Origin of the sequence: Pedobacter sp. R-06 (genome assembly GCF_049913135.1) — a bacterium.
Classification (GTDB): Bacteria; Bacteroidota; Bacteroidia; order Sphingobacteriales; family Sphingobacteriaceae; genus Pedobacter.
On sequence record NZ_CP183977.1, the window covers coordinates 3,125,470 to 3,139,258 of the forward strand.

The window sequence follows — 13,789 nt, forward strand, 5'->3', positions numbered from 1 at the left end:
ACAATTGATAGATTTAACTGCACATTCGATAGCCTTTATTTTTTCAGATTAAGTTAAATGACAATTATTAATTAGATAATATTGATTTTATCAGTTACCTGGATACTTTCATAACTATAAATTTGACCATTTTTAACCACCCATATAGTTCGCTGAAGAATGCATCTTTTTTGATTTTGCCTCATTCTTTTAATATTTTTTCAACCTCTCTGAGTGCGTGCTTTATATCATCAGTCTGGGATGCACTGAGGTAAAATTGATACTCAATACGGTCAATGAAGGGATATAAAAAGTTTACATATTCGATTTTTCCGGTATTTTTTTCTATGAATTCCAGCAACGCCGATTTTACAGTAAGTAGGTTATCCTCGTTAGTAAGGGCTATATTCATCAGCGTCTCGGTTACCAAGGGTTCTAACCTGTTAAAGTCATCGTGTGCCTTATCAGTTTTAGCAATTTTAAGGAGTTCCATCAGTTTCGGAACATAATACGGATCGAGTATGCTACGTAAAAAAGCCGCATCATAATAATAATCCAGTGTCATGTCCCCATTATTATTAATCAGGTAATCTAGATAATATTCTGTCCCAAATCGGTCTTTAAGGTTTGTTAACTGCTGTGATGACAGGAATTTCTCTGTGTCTATTTCATCATTATTCTTCAATACCCCATGTAGAAAATTTAAGATTTCCTGACTCTCTGGTTCTTTTTCTAAAATCAGGCGAACCAGTGTCCAGCGTAAATTATTCTTCCCCACAGCATCTAAGACGGCGTAAAGCCCCCTTAAGTCATTAGCTTCTTTGGCGTAAAGTTCAAGGACTTCTTTGCGGTAATATTCACTTCTCTGGTTGTTATGCAACTCTTTTAAAATGTAAGAATAACTGGAAACAAGCTTATGGTTTATTGCATAAAGGGCATTGTTTTTCCATGAAGTATCATATTCAATTCCGGTCTTTAAATTACCAATGATGCGCTTTTCAACCTGTTCTTTTCCAACCTGTTTTTCTATAGTTTCAAAATCAAAATTTTCAGAAGTATTTCGGCGGAAGTCATCATAGGTCGTGAAATCGAGGATTTTATCCTTTCCAATTTCAATATCGAACTTTTCAATAAAATACCAGAGTGTCTGTACCTTTGGGTCATAATTGATACGATCACGGTCAAGCTGGTTGACCTTAATTGATTCTTTTATATTGGCCTTTAAAGACCTGTCCTTAACCCAGGCCTCTAAATGGTTTTGTTGGGCTGGGTTAGGGACAATTTTAGGATTACTTGTCAATTTATCTTTAAACTTTGCAAAAAGATAATCTTGAAATTTTTCAGTTTGGTCCATGAAGGCAATGACCCGCTCGAGTGATATAAACTGCGAGTTTCGGGATAGGTCAACTAAAAAATCAAAGACCGGATCCCTGATTTCATTCTCATCCCGAATATCATATCTTTTATAACTAAAAAGCTCATCCCAAGCAAGTTCCGTTAGGTTGTTTTTTTTAAAAAATAAGAGAATTTCATTTCTAAAATCCTCAATGGAAAAGTATAAGTCTACATTTTTTTGCTCATACAATTTGCGAAAGTCTTCTAAGTTTTCTTTAGTTTTATTGTTGAGTAAATCGGAATGTGCATTGATTTGTTCCTCCAAATAATGAAGCTCGTCTCCAATAGCTTTGTTGCCCATCCATTTCACTTCTTCGTAAAATTGCAGCAGATTTTTATTTGTAATATTATGCCCAAGGAATTCTTCTATTACATAATCCACAGTAGTTTTATCTAGGAGTTGTCGGTAAAGAATACTTTTTTGATACGCTCCGATCTCTGTGCTAGCAAATATCTCTTTAAAAACAACCAAACGTGTTCCAGTCTTAACGAAAAAATCGCTAATAATTCCCGAGATATTTTCCTGACCTTTTGCATATTTTATGAACAGATTAAACAAAAGTTCATAAAGTTCAGGGTGTTGGCTGTATAGGGCTGAAGCACGGGTAACAATGCTCCTGATAATTTCGTGTCGTTCATGGTATCGGTAGAGCCTTCTGTTTTCTACATCTGCAAAAAAAGCTATAAGTTTCTTTAGAGCATCAATGTCAAGGGGTGCAGATAGTGACTCATCCAACTGCATACTTTCATCCATAAGATTCACCTTTTCACGATCCTGATCATTATCTGAAATTCCAATCCCCTGAATAAGGTATTCAATATATTTACTATGAAGCTTTACTTTATTGATAAGCTTATACATACCCGACCTTATGTACTGATTATTTCGAGAGCCAAACGTTTCCATCAATCGCCCGATAACCTCATCATCTGCCAATCCCATCATTACCAGAGCGTATGCGCCAGCATTGAATGCGTGGCCATCTTCAGAGTTTTCAAAGATGAAATTTAAAATGGCTTTTTTTGAATTACGAGTCTCATTCTCTCCGAGCTGCTGATTTTTAAGCAGATCAAGAGCATTTAATCTGTTGTGCCTAGTATTTTTTGGATTTGAGAGCTCTTCAACCAAAAAAGCATTTGTATCTTCCGGCATGGCAAACCTTGCTAGCTCACGGTTACTGAACTTGTTGGATCTCAGCCATACACCTTGCGTTTTGTAGTGATTGAAGATGTTCTTAAAAATAGCAAATCGTGTTTCAGCGTTTATTTTATCTGGTTCTATTTTAACCAGTATTTCTGGCTCCATTAAAAGTATCCAATTTATTAATGCTGTCCGTTTCTGATCATCTAAAATACTCATCAGAAAAAACAGAGTGTTTACCCAGCTCGGCTTGATGCGTATACCATTTAGCGAAATCAATCCCTTAATCTGGGCAATATCCATTTCCAATAGGGCGCTTGCCGCTAAAAATTCCTGGATGTTGTTATGCTCAAACCCCCATTTAGTCGGGTCAGACTCGAAATTGCGAAATGCGGTTGAGAACTTTATAAGTTCCAAGTCATCCGGGTTTCGAAAAATTTCCTGAAGTTGCTCATAACTCAAGTAATTTTTACCCATATATTCCAAAGTCAAGGCTACCTTTTTTAGCAGCCCAATGATATAAGGCTTTTTTTCTTTAAGTGGGGTCGTAGATTTAAAATGGTTCTGATCAAAATCAAATCGCCTTTCTACGAATTCATTCAATAGCTCCACTTTTCTTATATTCAGATTGCCTTGTTGGACATATTTTTCAAGTAACATTTTCAGAAAAAATGGCTGTTGAATAAGATCCCTATAGCCCTCATTATAAGCTTCAAAAACAAAAGCTTCGCCGTCAACCGAAAATTCATCCTTTGCATAACTAGGAATGTTTTGCAGCTCAATTTCATTAATTAAGTAGACATTAAAATCAGAAAGCGTTCCGGAGGAATTGTTCGAAGGGAATTCATAAAAGTTAGTCCTGCAGGACACAACCATCTTAAGTTTGGGAAACTTATCTGAAAAAGTGGAAATTTTTCTAACCAAAGTGTTAAAGTGAATAGGCTGAACTTCGTCCAGTCCGTCTAAAACCACTAAAGCGATATTTTCAGGAATTTGATCCCAGTCTGCGGGAAGAAAATCTTCAATATTTTCATCTACATAAGTATTCATTCTTTTGAAGACAGGTATCAAAGTAGATTTGCCATCAGAAAAATGATGTACCATATTTGCTAGTTCAGTTGATTTTCCTGCCCCTGCATTTCCTAATAAAACAATTCTACTTTGTTTCTCAACAAGTGATGAAAGTGTCTCTCTTGAGGCTTCGCTGTAAAAAATCTTCATTGGATCAGCCTCTGGATCAAATGCGATCAGCGTTCTTTTGATGATGTTCTGGTGAGCAGGTGCTGATTTAAAAAAATTAAGCAGAACTATGGGTTTATCAGTTTTTTCCTTTGATTTGATTTCTGCAGTAAAAGCTGTTTTTTGCTCAGACATTTCCTCATGCTCAATTTTATATATCCAATCGTTTAAGATACCGTGAATTTTATTATTGAAATCTGTCGTGTCCAGAGTGTTTGGAAAATTGCTCACCCAACCATTTGTTTGGATTTCTTCCTTAAATTCTTGAACCTTAAGCAATTGCTTCGTTTCAGCTAGATTTGATGAAGCCCTAGGGTCTTTAAATAGAAAGTAAATCTCTATGGGAAGCTTTTCCTCAAATTTTGCCTTTGCAATTCGAAACTCTTCTTCCGTCCCAGATTCGTAAGGTTTCCCAGTAATTGGATCCGAATCACCGGATGGTGTACCGTAGCGCATCCACAAGAGTCCGATGTAAATATCATAGCCTGAAAAGCGAGTGTTAATATCCTGTTGTGGCCGGTCACCCCAGGCTGCGACAATGTCCTTAAAGTCCAGCACTTCAAATATAATACCTCGGTTATTTTTGGATAAGCCATGGTTTAAAGATTCGCAAACCTTTTTTATAATTTCTTTCTCGGAACTGACATCTCCTGGACAAGAAACAAATACCCTAATTAACTTTGTGTTTAACATGAGAATGCGTTTGCGTAAACTTAAGTCTTTTAGCTGAAAAACGCATCGCATGGAAATTAAAAAAATTAAACATTACTACTTATGAACAGACAATATCTTTATCACATAGACAGAGGTGATACCATATTTTTTGTTCTAAATTTTATATTTTTACTTTAAGACTTTGCCCTTAAAAAATAATGGTGCGTTTTTGGCACCCTAAAGAAAGTAAGAATCCATAAAAAACTTATTTACAGATAAATAAACTACCAGGTTCGACTCCCTTTTGCTCCACTGGAATCAGTATCAGAATTCACCAGAAAACACTAAAAGCCTGAAAATCAATGATTTGCGGGCTTTTGTTTTTTGGTATTTAGTGGCTTTTTTGACCAAATAACGCATATGTGAGGTGCCTCAAGAGGTGCCTCGGGACAACTTAAAACCTGAGGCACCTTTTAGCGGCTAACGAATTGATTTTCAACTAGTTTACATCGTACACATCTTGATTTTTTTTAACTGCAATCTTAACTTTATTCACCTTTTAAGATTACTTTTATGAAAAGAAATTTCAGTTTAATCTTCTTTCTAAAGAGAAGAAACACAGACCAAAATGGTATTACATCAGTTTATTTAAGGATAACTGTTGACAAAAAACGTTCTGAAGCTGCCACTGGCAAACAATGTAAGGAAGAAGAGTGGGACAATGGTAAATTTAAAGGGCGCACTGAAAAAGCAAAAACACTTAACCTTTATCTCCATCAACTAGAGTTGAAAGTCCAAGAGGCGCACAGACAGATTTTTATCAGGGATGAGGAACTCACTGCCCAAACACTTATGGATGAGTTCCTTGGGAAAAAACACAGGATTAGAAAACTGAAGGAGGTTTTTGAAGCTCACAATAAAGAAATGGAAGCATTAGTTGGAATAGAGTTTGCACCAATGACATTGCTCCGATACCAGACCACGCTGAGACACATCGTGCAATTTTTAAAGGAAAAGTACAAAGTTCAAGATATTGATATCAGAAAAATTAACCATGAATTCTTAACGGACTATGATTTTTTTCTTAGAACTACTAGAAAATGTAACAATAATTCGGCTGTCAAATATATCAAAAACCTTAAAAAAGTAATTAAGCGCTGCTTGGCCAATGGTTGGATAGATAAGGATCCGTTCGTAAACTTTAAAGTGAAAGTAAAGGCTCTTGAAAAACCATGTCTTTCAAAAGAGCACGTTTTATTATTGGAAAATAGGCAATTCAGAAATGAACGCCTGGACCGTGTCAAGGATATTTTTCTTTTTAGCTGCTACGCGGGGCTTGCTTATATAGACATTTATAAGCTTAAAAGATCAGAAATCATTATCAGAAACGAAAATGAAACATGGCTTATTACAAATAGGCAGAAAACGGGCACCCCTACCCGTGTACCCTTGCTTCCAAAAGCAATTGTCTTGTTGTCAAAATATGAAAACCATCCACAGTGCGCTGATTTAGATAAGGCTTTTCCGGTGAGTTCCAACCAGAAAATGAATGCATACCTAAAAGAAATCGCTGATTTATGTGGGATTAATTTCACTTTGTCCTATCATATTGCCAGACATACCTTCGCAACAACAATCACGCTTCAAAATGGAGTACCAATAGAAACGGTTAGTAAAATGCTTGGCCATAAAGACATCAGGACAACACTATGCCAAAATTCTGGATATAAAAGTCGGCAAAGATATGGCGGTCTTAAGTGAGAAACTTACAATTGAAAAGCCCGCCTCCAAAAACACAGTCTATAGTTATACAATAATCAAATAAGACATGACAACACTTGATAAAATGCCAACATCCGAAAATATTATAGAGAAAATATTTCATTTTCGTGGCGCGAAGGTGATGCTGGACAGCGATCTGGCATCATTATATGAGGTTGAGACAAAGCAATTGAAACGCCAGGTTAGAAGGAATGCTTCCAGATTCCCAGAAGACTTTATGTTTGAACTTAATGCTGAAGAACTAAAAGTTTTAAGGAGCCAATTTGGCACCTTAAAACGTGGAATGCATTCGAAGTACGGAATAATTGCATTTACTGAACAAGGTGTAGCGATGCTTTCAAGTATTCTCAATAGTGAGAAGGCCATACAGGTAAATATTGAAATTATCAGAATTTTTAGTAAAATCAGGTTTCAAATAACCGAGAACAGATCGTTAAAAGATGATATTGAAAGAATCAAAAACAGACTGGACAACCACGATCAGAATTTAGAAATATTATTCAGATATCTCGACGAACTGACTTCTACCACCACAGTTCAAGAACCTCAGCCAAGGCAAAGAATAGGATTTAAGCCCGACATAATTTAAATGACGAAAAGGAGACAGGATAAATCATCTGTCTCCTTTTCACTTATTAATATCTATTATTTTATTAACTTCTCCATGTATCGGGGAGCCTAGCACCAGTTCCTAACAAAAATTATCCACATGGTGTTTACAATTTTTCAGTTTAGCCTATTTCTTGATGTGCTAACTTAGCTTAAATTTAATATCATGGACGCAATCAAAACGGTAGAAGATTACAGAAAAACTTTACTCAGGATCAATACGCTGATGAACAAGGGCAGTCAGACCATCACCTATGAAGAAATGTCCGAAATACGTGAACTTAGAGCGCTGGCTTCGAACTATGAAAAGGTCCGTTATGATCATAGTATAAATAGTGAGGCGAGTTAAGCTAAGTACTTCACAAGCAGTCGTTCCTAACTGATTCTTTTATTAGAGCAGACATTCCTATCAACCAGATGGAAAATGTTTTCTCTATTTACCCAGGGCATTTACCAATCCGAATGTATCTTCCAATAGTCTGTATTTTACGATCAGTTCGTCAACAATAGTTATTTCAGTGAAAAATATGGATTTATAAATTTTCGCTGTTTTCACCATTTGTGTTTCAAAACTTCCCGAAGTGATCACCACGGTATTGTCAACAGCAATATGATCAATTTTTGCAGATATGGGCACAGTACTTTGCCACAATAAATCAAAAAACTCTCTTACCTGATCACGGCTTTTTCTAACCCCGAGCCAAGGAGCGATTGTTTCGTTACCAGGAACGTACCAATCAAGCTGTTCTGGGAACAATTTTATTATCTTTTGGATGTTACGTTCACCTAATGCAGAATAATATCTCAATACTACATCAATGGGACTGTTAGATTCAGATGCTTTCATATATTTTTTTGGTGTTACAATATTACATGCCTAACAGGGCTGATTATGATAGTCTGTCCGGCATTTGATTTTACTTAGTTTGTCCAGAAGTCATCCTCCCGTGCCTGGTCAGCTGAAAAAATTTCTACATTACAGATTTTACCATACTCAACAGTATAAATATCTATATTGTAAACATCGAGTTTTTCTCCTGAAGTTTTCTCGGCCGTCCAGTGCAACAGGCACGCAACCCGGTTACCGTTTATACTAATTGAATTAAAAGCATCCAACTGCAATGTGTTACCAGAAATCTCGAACATCTTACCTACCATTCCGAATACTTCCTGCTGTGAACTCTTCAGACCTGAGATCTCGTTGCTGCCAGGCTGGGACCAGTTTACCCCGGAAGACAACAATTGGCCGATTTTTTCAAGATCGAGCACCTTAACCGAGGTCAAAAATTCTGTTACTACCTGTTTTGGTTGATTTTCCATAATATACTGTATTTATTTGTTGATCCAAAGTTCGCAGGTTTAGGCGGGGTACTAAGTACCATTGGATGACATTTAATTACCATTTTACGCCATTTTTTTTATAGTCATCGGTAATATTAATACCTTAGCATTCAACATTTATCTATCATGGAAGCCCCATCTAAAACATTTATATCAGGACTTATAGGTTATGCAGTTCAAAGAGACCTTCCTGCAGAAAAACTGCTCCGATTATCAAACCTCACATTAAAAGAACTGACGGGCTCAAAAGCTTCCTTAACCTCTAAGCAGATCGATGATGTCTGGCTAAATGTTTTAGCTATGAGTAAGGATGACATGTTCGGTCTTCATTTCGGGGAATCCTTACAGTTACAGGCACTGGGTATTGTGGGAGAAATTATAAAAACAAGCAAAACAGTGGGTGAAGCGCTGACCAATGCTGCTCCTTTATCGCATTTAATCACCCCATCAGTGGAGCTTAAACTGATCCGGAATGACCATTATTTTTCCATTAGGTTCATACCGGTTAATCCTAATTGGCACCAGAATATTATAGACATACAGATCGTTGATCTATTGATGGTTTTGGTAATCCATGAACTTGACGGGCTGTTATTTAAAAAACTGCGTCCTAGTTCAGTCAGTTTTTCAAGATCACTGGATGATCTCGATGAATATGAGCGTGTACCTCGCTGCAGACCGGAACCAAATGCAAAAAGCAATCAAATTTCGTTTGATATTATCTACTGGGATGAGAGAATTATAACATCGAACCATGAACATCAGAAAGTGTTGCTTGTGGAGGCCGATCTCTGGCAAGGTAACAATATAGCTGACCGATCATTAAAAGAACGTGTCTACAATTACATCCGCGAAAACTCCTACCTGAAAATGATTAGCCTCGAAGATATTGCGTGCAACTTCAATCTGAGCAAGCGTACGCTACAACGAAAACTAAGAGAAGAGGATATCAACTTTCAACAGTTAACTGATGAAGCCCGTAAAAATCTCGCGTTGATGTATTTAAAAGAGAATTCTTTTCTGTTAAAAGAAATATCCTCAATGCTCGGTTATAATGAATTAAGCGCATTCATGCGGGCCTTCAAAAGGTGGACAGGAATGGCACCCGCGAGATATCAAAAAAAATCTAGAGGCCAGCAGTGGATAACAAAGTAAGTTCACTTTTTTCTAATACTTTTTTACAAGGCAAAACCGGAGATTACACATCATCTACCGTCATTCATACTATCCCAACCGGGGCAGCTAGATATTATTGGGAATCATCGTCCCCTGGGCTTGAACATTTTTTTTTAAACATTCAGTTTTTTTGCCTCCTCCATCAAAAAGAATCCGGCTTTGCCCTGTATAAAGTTTTTGCTTTTGTTATATGGAGGGATCTTAAAATGCTCACTGCACGAAGTCGATAGGGCAAACAGCTCCTCTCCGATCTTCACCAGATAATAGCCTCCCTGAACGGAGAATACGGCAACTTCACTTATCATGAAAGGCCAGTCCCAATCCGCTCCGGGTTTTAGTACAGCTTTTCTCGACAGGGCTAAAATCTTGAAATATGCTAACGAAGGGGCTTTCATTGGAACATAACCTTCATTGGGTACTATCAGTTTTTGGACATATTTCATCTTCCCAAGATCTTCATCCTTTAATAAAATAAAAGCCGAAAAATCATCATAATATGTTTTCCCAAGATCTTCGAACCCGAAGATAAAAAATCTGGAGATCGCCCTTAATCCACGCTCTATGCAGGACACAGCTCTAGTGAAAACAATGGCATCCGCTTCCTGTTCGGAAAGGGAGCCATTCTCGCTCTCATTTAATAAGCTGTACAAAAAATCACCGAATGCCTCAAAAGGATTCATTTTGGTATTCCTTTTTTCCATGATAAGCGTATCGATGTAAAAATAGCGCTGGCTGATAGAAAACTTTGTCAGGATCCTGATCAGCTCAAGAAAGTCCCTATCCTTTTCCAGATATTCGAGATCCTCTACCACAACTGTATTTTTCATCATGGCGTCTATCCCGTTGCCATATTCGAGCAAGATAGTGAGCATTTGATCTATACCATGACCACCCCCATTATCTTTAAAAAACCTATCGCCGAACTGCTGCCTGGGAAAGGTTCCATTTTTGTGTTTTTCCTTAATCAGTATCAATATTTTGATGAGCCGTTCGAAACCGGATGAAAGTAACTGAAGGACAACATGGTTGTTCGAAACAGTAGAGTTCAGCGATTTTATATTCTGCATACCGATAACTACGAACTGAAACGACGCTTTGATTTCCTCCTGTACAGCAATTGCCTTATCCATCTGGACTACTTTTTCATCCAGCTCGATATCGACCTGTGACTTTTTATTTCCCATTGTTTTTTTCTTATGATAACTTTACCCCACCTATCCCTTTTTATCTAATTTCATTTTAGGATAGTCTCTGTCAGGACATTTGTTAATGCTGATAGCTAAAGATAAGAATCAGGATTACATTTAACCTGTTCCAGATAAAAGCCTTTAGGTTTAGCCGAAAGCAATTGTCAACGCCAATTTTTATTCCGGATTACTTTTAAGACCATTTCGTTTAGATAAACTATAAAAACCTTGTTTGGTCAACAGGTTTCCTTATCTTTCAAAAAAATCTTCTATGGATCTTGGGGTATTCAGATATAAGACAACTGCACATAAGAGAGCAAGATTCCATCTAAAATTGTTGCTCAATGTTGAGCGGTTGGAACATCTTACCGAAACAGCTGGCGAGCGTACCTGCCCCTGTGGTCGGGCGGAATACCGCGACCTAACAGCAAAAAAGCATGGAAACTTTCAAGTGGCTTCCTTTGTTATTTGCAAAAGCTGTGCTAAATGAAAAATAACGGAGCAGTCAACGAACCCACGGTTATTAGTGGCTTTTCGATCGGATGGGGATCTGTTGAGGGATATGAACGGTCGGACCCATCCGAAAAACGGGCGGGCGGAGCCCGCCGCCAGAAGATTTTGACAAAATGAGCCTACACCGAGATAGGCTGCGTACGGAAATCCCTTAGATTGAGAAAGAATCCCCGATATTGAATTATACCCTCCCGCAGCATAGTCCATAACAGGGATGCGCCCAAATTTGCAAGTGCAGAATTTACAAAAAGCCCCTGTCTGTCGAGTGCTTCCGCTAGTGAACAGCTTGGTGTTTGATCTTGAATTTCCGATTCATTTAATAGCTTTTGATATTCTTCCACTAGAGAGGGAAGAATACCCACTGTTTCAAATTTTGTAGATTTTGGCTGTTCGCCCCTCCCGACTGTAGACAGTACAACCTGTCCCGAATCTTTGCTGTTCCCAAAATCCAAAAGATAAATATTGCTGTCCCGATTCATGGTTTTCCCCTGCTCTATTCTCAAGACCCTATCAATGTCCATTCTTGCCGCTACGGTATCTACACAGGAAACGGTAATATTGGCTGTCCTGTTTTGGACTATCTTTCCTCCCTTTGATTTTTCAAAGCGTTCGGGAACAGCCTTCCAATTTGTTCCGAAAAATCGGTTGATACGGTTGATCAGTGCTACTCCCTTATTCAGTCCGATCTCGTTTTCTGTAAAAAGCTGCCTCGCAAGGTTTGACTGCTGAACGGCATCATCATCAAAAACATTTACCTGTAGCCCCGCGTGGCCAAGTACATTCAGCGCTTGATTGATCCGTGCTAGTGCGGTCAGCATCTGACTTCCCGTTCCTCCTGCACCTATGAGGTTGACCGAGATAGGATTGGTGGGGTTGAGTAAGTATGGGTATACAATATGTACCCTTTTTCTTGTCTCTTTCATCAAATAATCTCCTTTAGTTTTTTGGGGAATTTCTTGAGCAATCCTTTGGGGAAGTATTTCCCCGAACCGATGAGATTCTGCCACAGTTGAACAATATTCCCCTTTACTGGGGAAATGCCCTGCAACAAATGGCTAAAGGCAGACCCAAAATAGCAGCGCTCCCATTCTACCATAAATTTTTCGAGGCCACATCCATCGGGAATATCGATCTTTACATTTCCCATACACACCCGACCATCATCGTAGGTATTAAAAAATGGTGCAAAATATATAACTGATGAAAGGCACGGTCTTTCCTCTTCGCCCAATGCCCATACAGAAAGACGATTCTTGGATGCCTTCCATAATAACGGTGGCAAAAAGGCTTCCCCATCAGCAATAGAAAGGCTGCCTTTAAAGCAGAGGTGGCGTTTCATCTTTGGGGTAAACCAAACGGCAGAACCGTTACGTCCAGTATTTAGATAAAGTACGTTTTGGGGCAGAAACCCTTCGGGCTGTAAGAATGTTCGGTTTCGCTCATCCGAAATAGTTAAATTTTCTGCAAGTTTTCCGCACTCCTTTACCGATAGCGGATGGGCATTGATCGGTTTTCCCAACGCATCCATATCATAGCTTTCTACATAAAAAATATCATTTTCATATGAGCGGTAAAAAAGTAATGCTTTATAGGGCGTATAGGTTTTGGCAAAAAGATCAGTTATATTTTTCATGTGCAAAATCGGTTAGGTTATCGGATAGATCATTCAAAAGATCAAAAAATTCGGTCTCAAAGCTATGGTCATGTGAAACCGCCTCTTGTGGTGATGCAAAAAATTGCATCGTCAGGGGTTCATCGATCTGATTATATTCCTGTAATTCACAATTTACAACCTCCATCACCTCATCATAGAGACAGTCATCAAAACTCCATATAAAAGAAAGGTATTGTTCTGCATATACCCTGTCCCCATCTGCTCCATCTAGACTATCATGGATACTCTCCATGATAGAGCGGTTGGGATTGGCTTTTATGAGTTTTGCCACCCTTTGCGAAATGGCCAAAAGGTTTTTCTCTGCTTCTGTGGAAGGCTTGAACGTTTTCAGTCTTTTTCCAAACAGTTTTAAATTTTTAGGATTTTTAATCTCTTTAAGAAGCCACATCCCTGCATTTTCCATAAAGGTGATATGGTCTATAACATATTGCTGCTCCTGCCTGTCCGCGAAACAATCTTCATCAATGCTCCGTTCGGAAATACCACCATAAATATAGTATAGGTAACTGCTGTTCTCTCCGTGATATGGGATTCCGCCGATCTGATAGAAATAGGCAACCACGGAAAGTAACAGTTCTGCTGTACTTTTTTCCTTATCGTTCTTTAAAAGTCGGTACAAAGGCTCAACAGGGAGATAATATAGTGTTGACTTTGTATCAAAAGTCTTTACGGTGGCGAGACAGGCGCTGTGGTCATCTCCTACTACTACGATCACTTTGATATCTTTATCGTCCACAGCGATTTTTTCACCTATCTCCTCTATTGCCATCCCAATATTTTTGGGATATGGCCAATCGGGACAACCGTCCAAGCGAATCCGGTAAAGACTGCAGAGATGCGATGCAGAAAGGAAAAATTCCCTTTCTACTTCTGCATGTGTTTTTATTTCTTCGGGATAGCCCTCCACGAGCGGTAAAAAACGGTGGTTTAAAAAACCATTTCCGTTAAGGCCATCGGTGCAGGGCTTCTCTGGCTGTTCCTTATCTCTGGTAGATCGGGCGCGTAGTTCAAGCTTTCCATGAAGCGGCCTAGCGTACGGTGCAGCTTCGACTGCTGCGAATTTGGTGTAATCTTGATACATTTTGCTTTCTTTTTCAT

General features: G+C 38.4%; 11 protein-coding genes. 4 read left to right on the plus strand and 7 right to left on the minus strand.

Annotated features, from left to right (window positions below; translation table 11 throughout):
• Positions 1-181: 181 nt before the first annotated feature.
• On the minus strand, positions 182-4,447 hold the full coding sequence (locus ACN9MR_RS12785; RefSeq protein WP_426330050.1) for an NACHT domain-containing protein: 4,266 nt from the start codon (positions 4,445-4,447) through the stop codon (positions 182-184).
• A 534-nt stretch (positions 4,448-4,981) separates the two neighbouring features.
• Here ACN9MR_RS12785 and ACN9MR_RS12790 point away from each other — a divergent pair.
• From ACN9MR_RS12790 to ACN9MR_RS12800, 3 genes are all read left to right on the plus strand, one after another.
• The gene (locus ACN9MR_RS12790; RefSeq protein WP_426330051.1) at positions 4,982-6,169 is read left to right on the plus strand and encodes a site-specific integrase; all 1,188 of its coding nucleotides are present in this window, start codon (positions 4,982-4,984) and stop codon (positions 6,167-6,169) included.
• A gap of 67 nt (positions 6,170-6,236) precedes the next feature.
• Positions 6,237-6,779, plus strand: a complete 543-nt coding sequence (locus ACN9MR_RS12795; RefSeq protein ID WP_426330052.1) for an ORF6N domain-containing protein — start codon at positions 6,237-6,239, stop codon at positions 6,777-6,779.
• A gap of 186 nt (positions 6,780-6,965) precedes the next feature.
• Complete coding sequence (locus ACN9MR_RS12800; RefSeq protein ID WP_426330053.1) at positions 6,966-7,148, plus strand: hypothetical protein; 183 nt, start codon at positions 6,966-6,968, stop codon at positions 7,146-7,148.
• Positions 7,149-7,232: 84 nt separating this feature from the next.
• Here ACN9MR_RS12800 and ACN9MR_RS12805 read toward each other — a convergent pair whose 3' ends face one another.
• Together ACN9MR_RS12805 and ACN9MR_RS12810 are read right to left on the minus strand one after the other, a co-directional pair.
• Positions 7,233-7,646, minus strand: coding sequence for a nuclear transport factor 2 family protein (locus ACN9MR_RS12805; protein WP_426330054.1), 414 nt, complete (start codon positions 7,644-7,646; stop codon positions 7,233-7,235).
• A gap of 74 nt (positions 7,647-7,720) precedes the next feature.
• On the minus strand, positions 7,721-8,119 hold the full coding sequence (locus ACN9MR_RS12810; protein WP_426330055.1) for a nuclear transport factor 2 family protein: 399 nt from the start codon (positions 8,117-8,119) through the stop codon (positions 7,721-7,723).
• Positions 8,120-8,266: 147 nt separating this feature from the next.
• On the opposite strand from ACN9MR_RS12810, the gene ACN9MR_RS12815 reads away from it, so the two are divergent.
• Complete coding sequence (locus tag ACN9MR_RS12815) at positions 8,267-9,295, plus strand: AraC family transcriptional regulator ligand-binding domain-containing protein (protein ID WP_426330056.1); 1,029 nt, start codon at positions 8,267-8,269, stop codon at positions 9,293-9,295.
• A gap of 134 nt (positions 9,296-9,429) precedes the next feature.
• Here ACN9MR_RS12815 and ACN9MR_RS12820 read toward each other — a convergent pair whose 3' ends face one another.
• From ACN9MR_RS12820 to ACN9MR_RS12835, 4 genes are all read right to left on the minus strand, one after another.
• Positions 9,430-10,500 carry a hypothetical protein gene (locus tag ACN9MR_RS12820; protein ID WP_426330057.1) on the minus strand — a complete coding sequence of 357 codons (1,071 nt, stop codon included), beginning with the start codon at positions 10,498-10,500 and terminating at the stop codon, positions 9,430-9,432.
• A gap of 635 nt (positions 10,501-11,135) precedes the next feature.
• The gene (locus ACN9MR_RS12825; RefSeq protein WP_426330058.1) at positions 11,136-11,939 is read right to left on the minus strand and encodes a PRTRC system ThiF family protein; all 804 of its coding nucleotides are present in this window, start codon (positions 11,937-11,939) and stop codon (positions 11,136-11,138) included.
• Positions 11,939-12,649: a PRTRC system protein B gene (locus tag ACN9MR_RS12830; RefSeq protein WP_426330059.1), complete on the minus strand. Its 711-nt coding sequence runs from the start codon at positions 12,647-12,649 to the stop codon at positions 11,939-11,941. The genes ACN9MR_RS12825 and ACN9MR_RS12830 overlap by 1 nt, the downstream gene beginning before the upstream one ends.
• On the minus strand, positions 12,633-13,772 hold the full coding sequence (locus tag ACN9MR_RS12835) for a hypothetical protein (RefSeq protein WP_426330060.1): 1,140 nt from the start codon (positions 13,770-13,772) through the stop codon (positions 12,633-12,635). The genes ACN9MR_RS12830 and ACN9MR_RS12835 overlap by 17 nt, the downstream gene beginning before the upstream one ends.
• Between the last annotated feature and the right edge of the window lie 17 nt (positions 13,773-13,789).